The organism is Collinsella sp. TF09-1AT (assembly GCF_003436895.1).
GTDB lineage: Bacteria > Actinomycetota > Coriobacteriia > Coriobacteriales > Coriobacteriaceae > Collinsella.
Genome location: NZ_QSRC01000003.1, coordinates 58,825 through 75,802 on the forward strand (window position 1 = coordinate 58,825; position 16,978 = coordinate 75,802).

The 16,978-nt window shown below is 59.8% G+C and carries 17 protein-coding genes; 1 reads left to right on the forward strand and 16 read right to left on the reverse strand.

Annotated features, from left to right (window positions below; genetic code table 11):
- Positions 1-2 precede the first annotated feature (2 nt).
- From DXC90_RS03410 to purF, 7 genes are all read right to left on the reverse strand, one after another.
- Positions 3-734 carry an amino acid ABC transporter ATP-binding protein gene (locus tag DXC90_RS03410; protein WP_055251548.1) on the reverse strand — a complete coding sequence of 244 codons (732 nt, stop codon included), beginning with the start codon at positions 732-734 and terminating at the stop codon, positions 3-5.
- A gap of 416 nt (positions 735-1,150) precedes the next feature.
- Positions 1,151-1,594 (reverse strand): GatB/YqeY domain-containing protein, encoded by a 444-nt coding sequence (locus tag DXC90_RS03415; protein WP_006235801.1) that lies wholly within the window; start codon positions 1,592-1,594, stop codon positions 1,151-1,153.
- A 54-nt stretch (positions 1,595-1,648) separates the two neighbouring features.
- Entirely contained in the window at positions 1,649-2,869 is a 1,221-nt protein-coding gene (locus DXC90_RS03420) for a peptidylprolyl isomerase (protein ID WP_117734779.1), read from the reverse strand.
- Between the two features lie 135 nt (positions 2,870-3,004).
- A complete protein-coding gene (locus DXC90_RS03425; RefSeq protein ID WP_117734780.1) occupies positions 3,005-3,469 on the reverse strand; it encodes a PTS sugar transporter subunit IIA in 465 nt (154 codons plus the stop codon).
- A 152-nt stretch (positions 3,470-3,621) separates the two neighbouring features.
- Positions 3,622-4,323 (reverse strand): phosphoribosylglycinamide formyltransferase, encoded by a 702-nt coding sequence (gene purN, locus DXC90_RS03430; protein WP_117734781.1) that lies wholly within the window; start codon positions 4,321-4,323, stop codon positions 3,622-3,624.
- Positions 4,313-5,416 carry a phosphoribosylformylglycinamidine cyclo-ligase gene (purM, locus tag DXC90_RS03435; protein ID WP_117734782.1) on the reverse strand — a complete coding sequence of 368 codons (1,104 nt, stop codon included), beginning with the start codon at positions 5,414-5,416 and terminating at the stop codon, positions 4,313-4,315. The genes purN and purM overlap by 11 nt, the downstream gene beginning before the upstream one ends.
- Before the next feature lie 157 nt (positions 5,417-5,573).
- Positions 5,574-7,244: an amidophosphoribosyltransferase gene (purF, locus tag DXC90_RS03440; protein WP_117734783.1), complete on the reverse strand. Its 1,671-nt coding sequence runs from the start codon at positions 7,242-7,244 to the stop codon at positions 5,574-5,576.
- A 285-nt stretch (positions 7,245-7,529) separates the two neighbouring features.
- On the opposite strand from purF, the gene DXC90_RS03445 reads away from it, so the two are divergent.
- Entirely contained in the window at positions 7,530-8,759 is a 1,230-nt protein-coding gene (locus DXC90_RS03445) for a putative ABC transporter permease (RefSeq protein ID WP_117734784.1), read from the forward strand.
- Between the two features lie 90 nt (positions 8,760-8,849).
- On the opposite strand, the gene DXC90_RS03450 is transcribed toward DXC90_RS03445, so the two are convergent.
- From DXC90_RS03450 to DXC90_RS03490, 9 genes are all read right to left on the reverse strand, one after another.
- Positions 8,850-9,269 (reverse strand): molybdenum cofactor biosynthesis protein MoaE, encoded by a 420-nt coding sequence (locus DXC90_RS03450; RefSeq protein WP_117734785.1) that lies wholly within the window; start codon positions 9,267-9,269, stop codon positions 8,850-8,852.
- A 64-nt stretch (positions 9,270-9,333) separates the two neighbouring features.
- The gene (locus tag DXC90_RS03455; RefSeq protein WP_117734786.1) at positions 9,334-10,329 is read right to left on the reverse strand and encodes a class B sortase; all 996 of its coding nucleotides are present in this window, start codon (positions 10,327-10,329) and stop codon (positions 9,334-9,336) included.
- Positions 10,330-10,364: 35 nt separating this feature from the next.
- The gene (gene purE / locus DXC90_RS03460; RefSeq protein ID WP_117734787.1) at positions 10,365-10,829 is read right to left on the reverse strand and encodes a 5-(carboxyamino)imidazole ribonucleotide mutase; all 465 of its coding nucleotides are present in this window, start codon (positions 10,827-10,829) and stop codon (positions 10,365-10,367) included.
- A 613-nt stretch (positions 10,830-11,442) separates the two neighbouring features.
- Positions 11,443-12,351, reverse strand: coding sequence for an ROK family protein (locus DXC90_RS03465; RefSeq protein ID WP_089572591.1), 909 nt, complete (start codon positions 12,349-12,351; stop codon positions 11,443-11,445).
- Positions 12,352-12,375: 24 nt separating this feature from the next.
- The gene (locus tag DXC90_RS03470) at positions 12,376-13,863 is read right to left on the reverse strand and encodes a glycoside hydrolase family 1 protein (protein ID WP_089572592.1); all 1,488 of its coding nucleotides are present in this window, start codon (positions 13,861-13,863) and stop codon (positions 12,376-12,378) included.
- A gap of 85 nt (positions 13,864-13,948) precedes the next feature.
- Positions 13,949-14,290 carry a PTS lactose/cellobiose transporter subunit IIA gene (locus tag DXC90_RS03475; RefSeq protein WP_117734788.1) on the reverse strand — a complete coding sequence of 114 codons (342 nt, stop codon included), beginning with the start codon at positions 14,288-14,290 and terminating at the stop codon, positions 13,949-13,951.
- A 2-nt stretch (positions 14,291-14,292) separates the two neighbouring features.
- A complete protein-coding gene (locus DXC90_RS03480) occupies positions 14,293-14,589 on the reverse strand; it encodes a PTS sugar transporter subunit IIB (RefSeq protein ID WP_089572594.1) in 297 nt (98 codons plus the stop codon).
- A 48-nt stretch (positions 14,590-14,637) separates the two neighbouring features.
- A complete protein-coding gene (locus DXC90_RS03485) occupies positions 14,638-15,930 on the reverse strand; it encodes a PTS sugar transporter subunit IIC (RefSeq protein WP_089572595.1) in 1,293 nt (430 codons plus the stop codon).
- A 154-nt stretch (positions 15,931-16,084) separates the two neighbouring features.
- Entirely contained in the window at positions 16,085-16,888 is an 804-nt protein-coding gene (locus DXC90_RS03490) for a ChbG/HpnK family deacetylase (RefSeq protein WP_233502133.1), read from the reverse strand.
- Positions 16,889-16,978 lie beyond the last annotated feature (90 nt).

The window sequence follows — 16,978 nt, forward strand, 5'->3', positions numbered from 1 at the left end:
GCCTAATGCAGAATCTTGGACAGGAACTCGCGGCAGCGCGGGTTCTCGGGGTTATCGAAGAAGTGCTCGGGCGTGCCCTCCTCCAGGATGCGGCCGTCCTCCATAAAGATGACGCGGTCGGCCACCTGGCGCGCAAAGCCCATCTCATGCGTCACGCAGATCATGGTGATGTCCTCCTGCGCGAGCTCAATCATAACGTCGAGCACCTCCTGCACCATCTCGGGGTCGAGCGCCGAGGTCGGCTCGTCAAACAGGATGATGGGCTGCTTGGTGCACAGGGCACGGGCGATGGCGATGCGCTGCTGCTGACCGCCCGAGAGGTTCTGCGGATACTCGCCGGCCTTATGCGCCATGCCGACGCGCTTGAGCGCGGCGATGGCGATCTCGGTCGCCTCCTCCTTGCTCTTCTTTTGCAGCTTGATGGGCGCGAGCGTCAGGTTGCCGAGCACCGTCATGTTGGGATACAGGTTGAACTGCTGAAACACCATGGAGCTGTACTTGCGAGCCATCTCCAGGTGATTCTTCTTGGTGAGCGGCGTACCGTCGATGATGACCTCGCCCGATGTGGGCTCCTCCAGATAGTCGACGCAACGGATGAGCGTCGACTTGCCCGAACCGGAAGGCCCGATCATTACGAGCTTCTCGCCGCGCTTGACGGTGAGGTTGATATCTTTGAGCACATGCAGGTCGCCAAAGTACTTGTTGAGATGCTTGATCTCGATCATGTCTGCCATGAATGCCCCTTCCCTGCGTTTACACGAATTGCATCATTGTACGGAAAGAATCGCGTTTCCGCAGCCCACACTGCACCCCCGTAAAGAACCCGCAATCTTCCACCCACTCGTTGGCACCCATTGGGGACAGACTTAAATGAGTACCTGCTCATTGGGTACTCATTTAAGTCTGTCCCCAATGGGTGCCCTACCAAAAAGGGGCGCGACCATGACGGCCACGCCCCTCAAGACCCGAAAATAATACAACCGCCCTTGTTGAGCATAAGTCAGCGAAAACCCGTACACGCGAGCAAGGTGACGTGAAATGAAAGGGCGCAGACCTTATGGTCGCGCCCTTGAAATTGAACGTCGGATTGCCGTGTGTGCGGGTTTGCAGTGTCGAGCCGTTACGCGGTTTGGTAAAACCGCGTAACAAATTACGCCAATTTGGCTCCGACGATCTTGGCCGCAGCCGGCTTGTCGAAGTTGCCGCCGGTGGCCTTGCCGAGTGCACCCATGACCTGGCCCATCTGCTTCTTGGACGTGGCGCCCAGCTCGGCAATGACCTGCTCGATCAGGGCCTCGAGTTCCTCGCCCGAAACCTGCGCGGGCAGCAGGCTCTCCAGAATCTTGACCTGCTCGGTCAGGTTGTCGGTACGCTCTTGGTCGGTGCCGGCCTTGATGGACATCTCCAGCGTCTCGCTTGTCTGCTTGATCAGACGTTTGATCATGCTGTTGACGTCTTCCTCGGTCACGTCGCGGCGCTCATTGACCTCGATGTTCTTCACCTCAGCCTTAACCTGGCGAATGATGGACAGGCGAACCTTGTCCTTGGCCTTCATGGCCGCGATCATTTCCTTCTGCAGCTCTTCATTGGTCATCTGCAAATCCTCTCTAATAGCGTGGGCGGCACTCGCGCGAGCACCGCCCCATGATTACTCAGTTGTCGACGAATCGTCGGTCGAACTCTTGGTGACGCCCTTCAGGCTGACGTTGTACGGCACGTCCTTGGGCATGGGGTTAACGGTAATGTCGGCATCCTTCTTGTACTGCTCCAGCCACTCGCTATACGCAGTGCTCTCTGCCTGCGTCTTCACCACGTTGGAGACGTACTTTTTGATGGCCTTGGGCACCTGGTTGATGTCATCGACCTGATTATCGACATGGAAGTAGTCGGTGCACTTGATGATGTGATAGCCGTACGTCGACTCGACCACGTCGCTCACATCGCCCTTGTTGAGCCCCTCGAGTGCCGCCTGGTAGCTGTCGACGAAGCTGGTGAGCTTGTCCCAGCCCACGTCACCCTTCTTCTCCTTGGAGCCGGTGTCGTCGGAATACTGCTTCACGGCGTCTTCAAAGCTCAGCTCGCCGGAATTGATCTTGTCCAGGCACTCCTGCGCCTTAGCCTTGGCGGCAGCCTTGTCCTCGTCGGATGCGTCGGAATCGACCTTGATCAGGATGTTCGACGAGCGGTGGGCATCGTTGTAGTTCGACAGATTCTCGTTGATGTAATCGACGATCTCGCTGTCCTTGGGCTTGCTGGTGGGCGCCACGGCATCTTTGAGCTTTTGCTGCGCCAGGCTCTCCTTGAGCGAGCTCTTATAGGTGTCCTCGGTGTAGCCGTAGGTCTTAAGGGTCTTCTTAAAGGCCTTGGCACCGCCCGCGCTCTTGCACGCGTCCTTCCAAGCCTTCTCGACCTCCTCGTCCGACACCGTCACGCCGTTCTCCTTCTGTGCCTGTTGAAGCAGAATCTGCTGCGTGTAGGAGTCGATGAGTTGCTTGCGGTACTTCTTGGGCGTGAGGTCGTTGTCGACCAGATACTGCGCCCAGTCCTTGTCCTTGGTGTAGCCGTAGGACGTGCGCATGCTCATGATCTGCTTGGTCACGGTGTCCTCGGTGAGGTTGGTGCCGTTGATAGTGGCAGCCACACCGCCGGTAAGCTTGTAGCCCGAGGTATCCTCTGCCTGCGACATAAGGCCGGAGCACGCCATGGCCGAGACGGAAAGCAGCATCGCCAGCACGCCGATGACCACCAGAACGATCTTGACGGTCTTAGACACGTACGTCTTGCGCTGCTTCTTACGAGAGCTGGAGGCAGCGCGAGCCTGCTGCTCGGGCGTCGGCGCGGCCTCGGAGTTCTTTTTCTTATTTGCCATGTTTGGCCTTTCGCATCACGAATCGAACAAACGCCATTGTGTCACAACGCGGCCCCCGCGACAAAGGGGGCAACCCTGGCACTTGGGGACGTTCCTTTTCTGCCGGCAGTTAGGGACTGTCCCCAAGTGCCGGCTTTAAAAGTGGCGGCGGATGGCGTCGACCATGCCTTGAGGTGTGGTCTGGCCGAGCACATCGGCCGCGACATTCGCGTCCATAAAGATGTTCATGAGCGCCTGCAGGGCCTCGACCTGGCCGCCCGGCTCGGCGATGCCCAGATTGATGACGATCTGCGCCGGCACCGGAGCGCCCATGCCAGCCATAGCGTTAAATGTCACGGGCGCGGCGGGCTTTACCACCGCGATATAGGGCTTGGCTACAAACCCCGGATCGGTATGTGGAATGGCGATATTTGCCGCCGGCATGGCAAGACCCGTGGGATAGGCATCCTCGCGCATGCGGACGGCATCGAGCCAACCGGGCGCAGTGTAGCCGCGAGGCGCAAGCTCGTCCTCGAGCCGCGCAAACACCTCATCCGGCGTCGCGCACTCCCAATCAAAAAACACCAGCTCAGGCGTAAACAGCGCTTCGTTATCCGCCATGCGCTCACCTCTCTCACCTAGTCACCTGCGACGTTCTTAAACGACTAGCCATTCAAGAACGTCGCAGGTGACTACCTAAAACAAAAGGTGGCCACGCGCGCCTTGGCGCCAATGACCACCCTGACTACTCGGATAAATTGTACTGTGCGCCGCTAGCCGCGAGGCGCGTCAATTGCGACCTTGCCGCTCTCCAGCACGTGGACGCGGCCGTCGGCAAGCATCTGGACCACCTCGGGATACAGGACGTGCTCAATGGCATGGATGTGCTCCTCGAGCGTGTCGACGTCCCAGCCTTCCTCGACAGCCAGCGCACGCTGGGCGATGATGGGACCGTTGTCGTAGATCTCGTTGGCAAAGTGCACGGTCACACCGGTCACCTTGACGCCGCGCGCAAAGGCATCGTCGATCGCATGCGCGCCGGTAAAGCTCGGCAGCAGCGCCGGATGCAGATTTACCACGCGGTTGGGGAACGCCGCCAGCAGGGGCGTGCGGACCATGCGCATGTAGCCAGCCATGACCACATATTCGCAGCCGCGCTCGAGCAGCTCGTGCGCAATGATCTCGTCGGCGGCAATAGGGTCGGCATAGACATCCTTGGAAAGCGTCAGCGTCTGAATGCCCGCACGCTCGGCACGCTGCAGGCCCTTGGCCGAAGGACGGCTCGAGACCACCAGCTCAATCGAAGCATTGAGCTTGCCAGCGGCGATCAGGTCGATCAGCGCCTGCAGATTGGTGCCAGAGCCGCTGATGAGCACACCGATCTTGAGCGGCTCGGCCGTATCGGTGCCGGTCGGACGGGCATAGGGCACAAAGTCCAGGCCCTCGGCGGCAGCCATCTGCTCGTTAGCGCTCATCGGAGTACACGACCTTACCGGAACCCTCGACGCACTCGCCTACGCGGAACGGCTTCTCGCCCAGCGCGACCAGGGCCTCGGTAACCGCGGCCTCGTCCTCGGGGGCGACGATCAGGCACAGGCCAACGCCCATGTTGAAGGTCTTGCACGCCTCGTTGGGCGCGAGCTCAGCCTGGCGCGACACGTAGGTGATGACGGGCGGAACGTCCCAACCCATCTCAGCGCCGTTGCGGGTGACCACGGCGTCGACGTCGTCGGCGAGCGCGCGGTTGAGGTTCTCGGTAATACCGCCGCCAGTGATGTGGGCGATGGCGTGCACGTTGGCGCCGCCGCGCAGCAGCTCAAGAATCGGTTTGACGTAGATGCGCGTGGGAGCGAGCAGGGCGTCAGCGAGCGATGCGCCGCCGAGCTCCTCGAGCGGACGGCTCAGCTCCTCGGCCTTAGCGGCGGCCTCGGGCGTGCCCGGCTTAATGCCGTCGACGCCGATGACCTTGCGCACGAGCGAGTAGCCGTTGGAGTGCACGCCGGTGGAAGGCAGGCCCAGGATCACATCGCCCGGGCGGACGTTTGCGGGGTTGAGCATCTTGGGACGGTCGACGACGCCCACGGTAAAGCCGGCGAGGTCGTAATCGGCGGGGGCCATGACGCCCGGGTGCTCGGCCATCTCGCCGCCCACGAGCGCGCAGCCCGCGAGCTTACAGCCATCGGCCACGCCCTTGATGATCTTTGCCATGTGCTCGGCCTCGATGTGACCGATGGCAACGTAGTCCAGGAAGAACAGCGGCTCGGCGCCCGAAGCCAGAATGTCGTTGACGCACATAGCGACCAGGTCCTGGCCCACCGTCTCGTGACGGTCCATGATCTGGGCGAGCACGAGCTTGGTGCCCACGCCGTCGGTGCCGCTAATCAGGATCGGGTCTTCCATATCCTTAAGCGCGGCAGCCGAGAACAGGCCACCGAAGCCGCCGATGCCGCCGATAACCTCGGGGCGATTGGTGTCCTTGACCATCTGCTTAATCGCGTCGACGGCGCGGCCGCCCTCGGCGGTATCGACGCCGGCATCCTCATACGTCACATGCTTGCTGTCGCTCATCTGAGCCTTCCTCTCCCATTACCGTGGCGCCGCGCAGGCGCCAAACGGTGCTCATAGTTGCGTTCATTTCGGCGCGCGCCATAACAGCACGCGCCGTCATATCAACAAAACAGCAGGTAAAACCTACCAAAATAAACCTGTCCCTTTTTGGCAGGCTTTAGGCCTCGCCGTGTTCCTCTTCCCAGCTGCGGTCGTCGTATTTCTCGACCACGGCGTCGTCGTCAAAGTGCAGCGGCTTGTCCAGGTTGCGGGGCTTAAAGCCCTCCATAAATTTGTCGCGGCCAAAGCTCTCGGGAATCGCCACGGGATAGCGACCGGTAAAGCATGCATCGCAATAGCCGCCCTTGGGCATGACCTTCAGCAGGCCCTCGACCGAAAGGAAGGCCAGCGAATCGGCGCCGATGTACTCGCAGATCTCATCGACCGTCTTGTTGGCACTGATGAGCTGCGACTGCACGTCGGTATCGATACCGTAGAAGCACGGCCAAATGACCTCGGGCGAGTTGATGCGAATGTGAATCTCCTTGGCGCCGGCGTTACGCAGCATCTTGACGAGCTGCACCATGGTTGTGCCGCGCACGATGGAGTCGTCGATGACGACCAGGCGCTTGCCCTCGATGTTGTCGCGCAGCGGGTTGAGCTTCATGCGCACGCCCATGGCGCGCAGCTCCTGCGTGGGCTCGATAAACGTACGGCCCACATAGCGATTCTTGATGAGGCCCTCGCCAAAGGGAATGCCGCTCTCGTGCGAATACCCCTCCGCGGGCGGCAGGCCGGAGTCGGGCACGCCGATGACCAGATCAGCCTCGACGGGCTCCTCGTGTGCCAGCTGGCGACCCATGTCGTAGCGGCAGGCGTAGACGCTCTTGCCGTTCATGATGGAGTCGGGGCGGGCGAAGTAGACCTGCTCAAAGATGCAGTTGGCAGACTCTTCGGCTGCAGGTACGCCCTGCTCGGATACCAGGCCCTCGGCGCTGATGCGCAAAATCTCACCGGGGCGGACATCACGGACGTACTCGGCACCCACGATGTCGAGCGCACAGGTCTCCGAGGCAACGACCCAGCCGCCAGCGCGCGTGACATGGGTGGTGGCGTCGACCGTCGCGGCGTCGTCTTGCGACGGCAGCTGCGAAACGGATGCGGCATCGGCTTGGTCCAGGCCCTCGTCCACGAGCTTGCCCAGCACCAGCGGGCGAATGCCGTGCGGGTCGCGGAAGGCATAGAGCGCCTGCTCATTGATGAGCGTCATGGCGTAGCCGCCGCGCACGAGTTCCATGGTCTTACGAATGCCCTCGCGCAGATGGCCTGTACGCTGAGTAAAGTAGCCGATGAGCTTGGTCGCGACCTCGGAATCCGAATTGGAGAGGAACGGCACGCCCAGCTCGATCAGCTGGCGGCGCAGCTCGTCGGTGTTGACCAGCGTGCCGTTGTGAGCAAGCGCGATAATGACGCTGTTGATGGTAGAAAGATGCGGCTGAGAGGCTTCCCAGCTCTTGGCACCGGCGGTGCCATAGCGCACGTGGCCCACGGCCAGCTGGCCGGAGAGCGTCGACAGGTCGGCGTTGGAGAACACGCGGTCGAGCAGGCCCAGATCCTTGCGGACCATAACCGTGCCGCCGTCACCCACGGCGATTCCCGCCGATTCCTGGCCACGGTGCTGCAGCGCACGCAGGCCAAAGTACGTCAGTCGAGCCACGTCGCGATCGGGCGCCCATACGCCGAAAATGCCACATTCCTCATGCAGCTGGTCGGAGTCCGGATCATACGTCGACATGGTGTTCACCTGTCCCGCGGCACGCTCGGCCGCGCGGATGGTTTCTTGAGACATGGCATCCCCTCAGAGCCTCGTATTTTGGCGTTACCCACCTTATTATACGCACGGCAGGACAAGCACTCCCGCGTATGAACAGCGCTTTTTAAAAGCCCACCGAGCTAATAATCAGTTTTGTAGCCAAACATTTTATCGGTCTGTCCAGTGCAAGCGCCCGCGCCCCCAGATGGCCGCCGTGTCCACCGTTGGGGATTACAAAGTTGCAATTGGGTCGTTTGTCCTGTCTTTTGGCAGGTCGGCGGCGTATCCTTATAACCTGCAACAAAGCGAGAAAGGTTATGTATGGATCGAAATGAACTCGACCCCAGCGTCCCCAGCGCCACAGAGGTCAAGAAGATCCCCCTGATCATTAAGGTGTACGCCGCCCTGTGCATTCTGTCCGGCGTGGGCACGCTCCCGTCGGTCGCCGCCTTTATGTGGCAGGTCATCACCGCGCTCATCACCGGCAACACCGCCGCCAAGCTCGGCGACAACACGCTCGTCGCGGTCGGCCTTATCGTCGCCGGCATCATGCTCTCTGCGGCAAGTGCCGTCATCCTGATCATCTTTGGCCTGGACCTTATCAAAAACCAGCGCCGCAACGCCGCGCGCCTGTCCTATATCCTTATCGCATTTACCGTCGTTGAGCTTTTGGTCGACGTGATGCTCCAGGGTATCGGGCCGTTCTTGCTGCGCCCCGCCATCCAGCTCGGCATCCTCGTCGCGCTTTCGGCCACCGTCGACCCCACGCTTCGTCAGGAGCGCGAACTGCAGCGCCGCCTGCAGGAGATGCTCGATCGCGACGCCGCCGCCGAGGGCATGCTCGGCCGCGATGAGACCGGCGAAGGCTACATCAAGCTCAACTACTTCAACCTGTTCTGGGTATTCTTTGTCTGCTGCGTACTCGGCCTGATCCTGGAGGACATCTGGCATATGACGGTCGACGACCCGGGCGTCTACCAGAACCGCGCCGGCATGCTGTTTGGTCCCTTCAGCCCCATCTACGGATTTGGCGCCGTACTCATGACCATGGTGCTCAACCGCTTCTACAAAAAGAACCCCATCATTATCTTTTTGGTGAGTGCCCTACTTGGCGCAAGCTTTGAGGTGTTCGTGGGCTGGTTTATGCAGACCTCGTTCGGTGTGGTCTCGTGGAACTACTCGCACATGAAGCTCTTTGGCATGCCCGACCCACTCGCCGTCCTTACCGGCGGACGCACCTGCACGGGCTTTGCCTGCCTGTGGGGCCTGGGTGGCCTCATCTGGATCAAGCTGCTGCTGCCGAGGCTGCTCAATCTCATCAACATGATTCCGTGGAAGAGCCGCTACTCCGCTACCGTCATCTTTACCATCATCATGCTGGTCGACGGCGTCATGACGCTGCAGTCGCTCGATTACTGGTACCAGCGCGTCAACGGCACTGAGCCGGATATTCCCGTCGCGCAGTTCTACGGCACGTACTTCGATAACGAATACATGGAGAACCGCTTCCAGAGCATGACTATGAGCCCCAAGGATGCGACGCGCGTGTAGCGCCCACCTCGCCCAAAACGCAAAATGCCCGCCGGTATCACACGTACCGGCGGGCATTTTTATAAACGAGCCTTCTATCGACGTAAGCCTCTACGCCTCGCGCTCGACCTCACTCACACACTCATTTTTGATGGTGCCGACAAGCGACTGCAGGGCATCGACCATGTGCGGACGAACGTCTCCGCCAATGAGCACGAGCATGATGTCGTCGCCCACGGTAAGCTCGCCGCTTGCCAGCCACACGCGCACATAGCCGATACCCGGCATCGCGCGCGTGGCCTCGATAGCAGCCTGCACCTTCTGAGCATCGAAGCCGAACACCATGCCGCTCACCTTATGCCCAGACGCCACGCCATCGGTCTCGACTCCGCGCACCTCGGCCTTGGGCGTCGCACGCACCACACCGTTGTGTGTCAGGTACATGCCGCAGCCAGCCGCCGAAGCATCGGCCTTAGCCTCACGCAGCCAAGCATCAACCGAAGGCATCGTTTTGCCACTTTCAAGCATCATTTCTCCCTTACCGTCAGCGAGTAGCTAATTTGGGACGGGGCTCTTTTAGCTACCCCTGGATAATCTACTCCTCGACCGGCGTGAGCACCATGACGGCACGCGTGTTGCTCAGCGATAACGAACGACAGGTCACGAGCGTCAAGACCTTGGTTGCCGAGGCGGCGCGATCGGTGGCATCGCTCGCCACGGCAGAGGCACCGTCGAGCATCTCGGACAGGTAGTTCTTGAGCCCGTCATCGCCCTCAAAATTGGCCGCGCGCGCCTTGGAGTACGTATCCTCAACGACCTTGGTCGCCAGCGGACGCAGCTTATACGTCGCATCGCGCGTGATGTAATACACGCACTCTATGCTGTCGAACGTCGCCTGATCGGTCGTGTCCGAGATCACATTGAACATCGATCCGTCGTTCATGTGGTGACCATAGATCGTAGTCTGCTGATCCACCATGCCGGGCGCAGTGTCCTCGTAATCCAAGAAGATGGCACCCGATGCGTTGGACGTGCCATCGAACAACGTGTTGAGGTACTTGGAATTATCAGTAGCCTGCACTACGGGATAGTTAATGTTGGTGCCCGGTACGTAAATCCAACCGACGACCTCGGGATTTGTCTGGGCAAGAGCATTGAAATCGATAATCGGCACGCCGCTAGCGTCCTTATCGCTATACTGCCGTTCGATCTTTTGATACGACTCGCTCGCCTGTTTGTAGCCAATCTGCGCATCGATAAAGATGGCGGCAGCGGCAACGATCAGACCGATACCGATAATGATGAGCAGAATGGGAATGACGGACCGGCGTTTCTTGCGCGGCGGCTCGGTGTAATCCGACGGCGTGGCATGCGATGAAGACAGGGGCGGCTTCTTAGCGGTGCTATAAGACGAAGGACGATACGCAGCCGGCGTATCCTGACGACGATGGGATGTCGGCGTTACGGGACGCGGCGCGCGCGGCTGCTGAGGAGAGGATGTCCGACCCTGCTGTGCCGCACGGGCAGCACCCGGCTTCGACGGATCGGGAATCTGAGAAACCTTGAATCGTTTTCCCTGATAGTCGGACATGGCTCTCCTTATACTGCGGTGAAACGGCGGAACGCCTAGGCGTCGGCCATCTCCTGCTTCATCTTCTCGATAACCTTGCGGTACTCGGGGTCGCATGCGCCCAGAATCTGCGTGGCGTAGATGGCGGCGTTCTTGGCACCGTTGATGGCCACACAGGCCACGGGCACGCCCGAAGGCATCTGCACCATCGACAGCAGCGAATCCATGCCGCCCAGGTCACTCGTCTTCATAGGCACGCCGATGACCGGCAGCGGCGTAAACGCAGCCACGACACCGCCCAGGTGAGCAGCCTTGCCGGCAGCAGCAATAATCACCTCGATGCCGCGGTCGGCAGCAGTCGAAGCCCACTCGTGGACCTTCGCCGGTGTGCGGTGCGCGCTCGCAATGACGAGCTCATAGGGCACACCGAGCGCCTCGAGCTCGGCGGTACAGCCTTCCATAACGCCCAGATCGGACTTGGAGCCCATGATGATCCCGACAACCGGCTTCTGATCTGCCATAAACAAAGACCTCCTGTTGAGAGCGGTGACGCAGCGAATCCGCGACCCTTAACTACTGAGAGTAGTATAGCTGCTCCCGTCCCTGCGGTCCCCGGGTGCCCCGCGGCGGGCCGGGTTTTATCTTCGCTCCCCTTGCTTCGCAAAGTCGCTCCGATAATAAACCCGGCCCGCCGCGGGGCACCCGGGGACCTACCGGGAATTGCTATGACGTACGTTGGCTAATTTAGGTTGGAATGAAAGGTTTGCGGAGGGTAGTGGACAGTTAGTTCAGATACGTATTTTTTGGCCGTGCCTCTTGGCGCTAATAAAGTGGTTTGAAGTCACTTTGAGCCCCATAATGACCTTTATCGCCCTTATTTGAGCGTCTCCACCGGTTCGGAAAGTCAAATTCAGCCCAATCGGACTCGGGTCGGCCTTTACACACCCTCTAAAAAATACGTATCTGAACCAACTGTCCAAGGGTATGTTTCACCCCCCGGCAAAAGGCCTCCTGGCGAATCAAAATTCGCCAGGAGGCCCCATACAAAACGTGGGCTCCTTCGTTCGAATGAACGAAGGAGCCCATACTCTTTTTTTAGGACAGGAGGCCGCGAGTCGGGCCACCAGCCGCCAATCAATCGCACTCGCCAAGCGAGCGGCGCAGCGTGCGCACAGCGCCAAGCAAATTGGCATCGTTGCCGTTCTGTGCTGGCTTGATGCAGGGCCTCGGTATGATGGGAAGAACGTGAGCCTGATCCATCATGCGCTCAAATGCCTCAAACAGCTCGGGACGGGCGCTGATTCCGCCGCCGACCACGATGACCTCAGGGTCGATGACCGACTGCAACCCCATCAGCATGTTGTCGAAGACCAGCGCGTATGCATCCAGACCGCGACGAGCGTCCTCATCCCCCTCTTCAATCCAAGAGAAAATCCGATATCCGTCAATATCATCGGTCGGATCAATCCCCTTCGCCGCACACACCTGGTCTCGGAGCGCCCGCCAGCTGGTGACATCACCGTACACCGACCCAAAGGTCACGGGCTTGCGCACATCGTTGCTCACAAAGCACACGGTGCCGGCGAGATTGTGCGCGCCTCGCAAGATGTGACCGTCAACAACGATGGCACCGCCGAGACCCGTACCGATCACCACCATCAACCCCAGGGAGACCCCCTTCAGCGCGCCGACGGCATATTCTCCCAGTGCCGCGCACATCGCATCGTTCTCGATGGTTACGGGAAGCCCCGTGCTCTCGCGCAAGATGCGACCGAGCGGATATCCGTCCAAACAGTGAAGGGCGCCGCCTCCCCCAACCACGCCATCGGAATCGCCTTCGGAAAAGACTCCGGGCATACTTATTCCCACACCCCTCACCCGGGCGCGATGGGGCTCGATCACCGAGCGGAACGTTTCGATAACCTGGTCGGCGGGCGAGGTGCATGTTGGGATACTTCCGTGCTCCTCAATGTGGTAGTCGGCGTTCACCACCGCCCATTTCACCTGAGTGCCGCCCGCATCTATACCGAAATAGCAGTCCATAATCTTATCCCCTGTCCCATAGGGTTAGTCCAGGTCCTCGCCGTTGCTCTCGATGACCTTCTTGTACCAATAGAAGCTGTCCTTGCGGCTGCGCGCGAGCGTGCCCTTGCCCTCGTCGTCGCGGTCGACGTAGACGAAGCCGTAGCGCTTGCGCATCTCGCCCGTGCCGGCGCTGACCAGGTCGATGCAGCCCCACATGGTGTAGCCCATGAGGTCCACGCCGTCGAGTTCCACGGCATCCTCCATGCTCTGGATGTTCTTGCGCAGGTAGTCGATGCGGTAGCCGTCATGGATGGAGCCGTCGGCCTTCACCTCGTCGCTCCAGCCGATACCGTTCTCCACGATCCAAAGCGGCTTGTGATAGCGGTCGTAGAGCTCGTTCAAGGCGATGCGCAGGCAGTACGGATCGGTCGCCCAGCCCCAGGCGTTGGTCTCGAGGTAGGGGTTTTTCACCATGCCGAAAGCGAGATTGCCGGACGCGACCTCGAGCTCCTTCTGGCGCAACGATACCGTCGAGCCTCCGTAGCACGAGAACGACAGGAAATCTGCCGGATAGGTTGCGAGAAGCTCGAGGTCGTTCTCGCCCATTTCCAGCTTGATGCCCGCGCGCTCCATCTCCCTCAAGCGATAGGCGGGATAGTGGCCGCCCACCTGCACGTCGGCATACCACAGCGCGTCACGCTCGCGTTCCATGGCGAGCAGATGATCGGCGGGGTCGGCGGAATAGGAGTAGATGGGGTTGTACGCGAGCATCTGACCCACCATGATCTTAGGGGAGATTTGGTGCGCCGACCGAACCGTAAGGGCAGACGCCACGAACTGGTTGTGCGCCGCCTGGGCCTTCGCATGGGGGCTCCCATCCGTAAGCCCGCCCGCCATGAAGCTCCCCATGCTCATCATGTTGATCTCGTTGAAGGTGAGCCAGTACTTCACCTTGCCCTGATAGTGCTTCATGACGCAGGTGGCGTAGCGCACGAACAGGTCGATGAGCTCGCGGCTCTTCCAACCGCCGTACTTGTTCACGAGCGCGAGCGGGGTCTCGTAGTGCGAGAGCGTCACGAGCGGTTCGATGCCGTACTTAGCGCACTCGTCAAACACGGCGTCGTAGAACGCTAGACCCTCGGTGTTGGGCTCAGCCTCCTCGCCCGTGGGGAAGATGCGCGCCCAGTTCATGGACAGGCGGAAGCACTTGAAGCCCATCTCGCCCATGAGGGCGATGTCCTCGGCGTAGTGGTGGTAGAAGTCGGTGGCCGTGTGGCTGGGATAGTAGTAGCCATCAACCACCGCCACCTCCAGCCCTTCAGGAAGTCCCTCCTCGCAAACCGCATACACGGGAAGCGCGCCGGTTTCCCCTGTCGCGGTATTACGCCACGTTATCTGCCGTGACACCGTATGGCTACCGCTGGTCATGGCGTCCGAGGTGTTCGGTCCTTTGCCGCCCTCTTCCCAGCCGCCCTCATACTGGTTGGCGGCGGTGGCGCCACCCCACAGGAAACCTTCCGGAAATGCCATTGGGTACCTCCTCGATCGTGAAAACATCTTCATGAAACGGGAAGACGGGCTGCATGGCAGTCCCGGCTTCCCGTCAGATAATCAGTTAGGCGCTTGCACCCATGCGTTGATAGACCGTGATGAAGCGCTCGGCAAGGATACGGAAGCCCTCAGCGCTCATGAGCTGATCCTCCGCATGCAGCAAGATGATGCGAAACGGCAGCTCCTCGCCGCTGGCCTCTTGCTGAAGCAGTTTCATGTGAGCGTCGTGGCCTGCGTTGAACACCACGTTGCCCTCGTCGATAAGTTTCCGGGCGGCCTCAAAATCACCATTCTCGGCACAGGCTATCGCTTCGAGGTAGCAGCTGCGCGCGCTCCCCACCTGAGCGACGATAGAGAAGCACGTCATTTCAAACTGATCGATCGCTTCTTGTTTGATCTCTGACATGGCTATGCCCCCAGCAACTTTCGAGCCTGTTTGAGCACGGCCTCGCCGTTCATTGTCCCATACGCTGTCATATCAATCGGCTCCACCGGACAGTTCACTTGATTCTTCACCTTGTTGAGTTCAAAGCGAACCTGCGGTCCCAGCAGGATAACGTCGCTATCCGCATATTCCGCCGCTTGGTTGACAGGGTGCGCCTCGATGGTGCACACGAAACCGTCTTTTTCAGCCGCCTGTTGCATGCGCTGTACCAGCATGCTCGTCGAAGCGCCCGCGGCGCACATAAGTACGATATGTTTCATCCTACGCTCCCAACCTCATGGAAAATGATGGTGTGAATATGAAAATCCCTATGCGGCCGATTCCTCGAGAGCGGCCTGCTCCTCTCGCAACGCCTGGCGATCAGCCATAAGGGTGAAGGGGGTATACATGAGCACCGACACCGCCAAAACCGCAACCGAGATCACCAGGCACCCGATGCCGCCCTGCATGAATGCGATGACCGGCTGGGGAAGCACCCAGGGAAGCTGAATCGTGGGATTGAACGCAGCCCCAAGACCGAGGGCGTAAAGCGCCTGGACCACGATGGCGCAGACCGGGATGTTCAGCACGAACGGGATGAAGTACGTGGGATTCAGCACGACCGGCAGACCGAACATGAGCGGCTCGGAGATATTGAAAAGCGACGGAACAAGCGCGATGCCGCGAATCGCCTTGAAGCGCTCGGACTTGGTGAAGAGCAGCGAGATGCTGATGCCCAGGGCGTTAGCCTGGCCACCGATGGCGGTGCCGAGCGCGACGACGGCCCAAGCGCCATAGGGCAGTGCCTCGCCCGCGATGATGGCCTCGGTGTTAGCAGCGCTGCAAGCCATGATTACCGGAGCGTAGAAGTTGAGCATCACGTTGGGGTGGACACCGAAGAACCAGAAGATCGACTGCAGCGAGCACACGATGATATAGGCCAAAGGAGAGGCACCAACCATCGTGACCGGCGTGCCGATCAAGGTGTTGATCATATCGAACAGGTTGCCCCACGGGGTGAAAGAAAGACCCCACTTGGCGAACCACACCGCAGTGAATAGCACGATGGCGGCAAACATCGGCGACAGCGAGTCTGCAACCATGGGCGGAACCATATCGGGGAGCTTGATTTCAAGCTTGCTCATCAAAATGGCTGTCACCTTCGGCACGATCAGGCCAAGCAGAATGGCGACGAAGATGCCGTTCGATCCCATGTACGACGTGTTGATGAAACTCGCCATGGGAATATCCTCGAACGATTGCTGCGGCATGAATGCCAAAAACACCGCGCCGCTCACGATGCCACCGGTATAACCGCTAAGGCCGCATACCTTACCCCACCTCAAACCGATGAAGAAGGAGATGTATATACCCATCATGTTCATGGTAACGGTGAGGATGGAGTTGCCGGTCGCCATGAGACCGCTCGAAACCACCCAATCGGAGAACCCCGGAATGGGGAAGTTGATGAGAATCGCGATAACCGAGACGCCAAGGGTCATGGGCAGCGTGCACATCATGCCGCCCATGAGGGCGTCGAGCATCTTGCTGTCAGCAACCTTGCTTGCCACAGGTGCGATTGTCTTATCCATTATGTTTTGGATCTTGTCGAATACCGCCATGTTTCAGCTCCAATCTTTGCAGTGAACCCTATCGATGCCCGTGTGCGGCATCTTCCCCTCTAGATAGCGCATCCACCTCTCTTCAAAATCACAACGACGTGCTTCAGGCAGTACGCCATTCAGCGTGAATTGGCGAGATTGCCCCAGCGGACGCTTACGTCAGGTCCGCGTACGTCACGAGCCCCACGTCCTGCTCTGCAAGCCATGCGGCGACATCAGGGTCGACAAGCATCGCGGCTTCCCGGATGCGGGCCTCGAGCATGGTCGAGTTATCTCGCAAGTACGCGTCGATATAACCTGGGTGAAACACCATGAGACGGCATATCCCTTCCGGTGTCGTTTCAAGCGCCTCTCGAAGCGCCGCAAAGGGATCCGCTTCATATGACGAGAAATCCTTGGGAACATAGGAAAGCACCGGCGTCGAGCGAAAGGTGACTGGCTCGCCCGGAGCACCCATCGCGAAATAGGGCAGGCCGTGACGCTCGGCAACGATCTCAAGGCCGCGGAAGAACATGGGGCTTGCGACCGCATGTCCCTCGAAGTAATCGGGCTCACGCCCGACGAGCTCAAGGAATCGCCGATACTGCGCCTCGATTTCGATAATGACCTCGTCAAGCACCACGAAGTCCTCCCCAGCCCGCGCGGCGGCGCGATATGCTGAGCTCCGCTTGAAATTGCCATCATCGTCAACGATGCTCGAGATGAGCGAGGAATCGCTGAGGGGCCTACCCGTGCAGATATTGGTGTGCTGACCCAAGCAGAGATCCTTGATTTGCAGGCGCGCCAAACCGCTTTCTGCAAGCGGCATGTTGGTCATGACGCCCACCGAGCGAATGAGCCCCGCTTGGACCGCGGCCGCTATCCCGCAATTAACACCGTCGCTGTAACCTAAATCGTCGGCGCGCAGCAATAACCGCTTCATCCGATCCTCCTCAACCGATATCTCGTCGAGCGGCAAAGCAACGAAGCGATGCCCTGTGTAGAGCCGATGCCGTGTTCCGGCGGGGCGGCAAGCTTCGTCGTCTCTTCTTGCATTAAGTATGACGCC

Excerpts from the sequence above, each read along its gene's own strand:
- DXC90_RS03410 (WP_055251548.1), bottom strand. The coding sequence starts at position 734 with ATGGCAGACATGATCGAGATCAAGCATCTCAACAAGTACTTTGGCGAC.
- DXC90_RS03415 (WP_006235801.1), bottom strand. The coding sequence starts at position 1,594 with ATGACCAATGAAGAGCTGCAGAAGGAAATGATCGCGGCCATGAAGGCC.
- DXC90_RS03420 (WP_117734779.1), bottom strand. The coding sequence starts at position 2,869 with ATGGCAAATAAGAAAAAGAACTCCGAGGCCGCGCCGACGCCCGAGCAG.
- DXC90_RS03425 (WP_117734780.1), bottom strand. The coding sequence starts at position 3,469 with ATGGCGGATAACGAAGCGCTGTTTACGCCTGAGCTGGTGTTTTTTGAT.
- purN (WP_117734781.1), bottom strand. The coding sequence starts at position 4,323 with ATGAGCGCTAACGAGCAGATGGCTGCCGCCGAGGGCCTGGACTTTGTG.
- purM (WP_117734782.1), bottom strand. The coding sequence starts at position 5,416 with ATGAGCGACAGCAAGCATGTGACGTATGAGGATGCCGGCGTCGATACC.
- purF (WP_117734783.1), bottom strand. The coding sequence starts at position 7,244 with ATGTCTCAAGAAACCATCCGCGCGGCCGAGCGTGCCGCGGGACAGGTG.
- DXC90_RS03445 (WP_117734784.1), top strand. The coding sequence starts at position 7,530 with ATGGATCGAAATGAACTCGACCCCAGCGTCCCCAGCGCCACAGAGGTC.
- DXC90_RS03450 (WP_117734785.1), bottom strand. The coding sequence starts at position 9,269 with ATGATGCTTGAAAGTGGCAAAACGATGCCTTCGGTTGATGCTTGGCTG.
- DXC90_RS03455 (WP_117734786.1), bottom strand. The coding sequence starts at position 10,329 with ATGTCCGACTATCAGGGAAAACGATTCAAGGTTTCTCAGATTCCCGAT.
- purE (WP_117734787.1), bottom strand. The coding sequence starts at position 10,829 with ATGGCAGATCAGAAGCCGGTTGTCGGGATCATCATGGGCTCCAAGTCC.
- DXC90_RS03465 (WP_089572591.1), bottom strand. The coding sequence starts at position 12,351 with ATGGACTGCTATTTCGGTATAGATGCGGGCGGCACTCAGGTGAAATGG.
- DXC90_RS03470 (WP_089572592.1), bottom strand. The coding sequence starts at position 13,863 with ATGGCATTTCCGGAAGGTTTCCTGTGGGGTGGCGCCACCGCCGCCAAC.
- DXC90_RS03475 (WP_117734788.1), bottom strand. The coding sequence starts at position 14,290 with ATGTCAGAGATCAAACAAGAAGCGATCGATCAGTTTGAAATGACGTGC.
- DXC90_RS03480 (WP_089572594.1), bottom strand. The coding sequence starts at position 14,589 with ATGAAACATATCGTACTTATGTGCGCCGCGGGCGCTTCGACGAGCATG.
- DXC90_RS03485 (WP_089572595.1), bottom strand. The coding sequence starts at position 15,930 with ATGGCGGTATTCGACAAGATCCAAAACATAATGGATAAGACAATCGCA.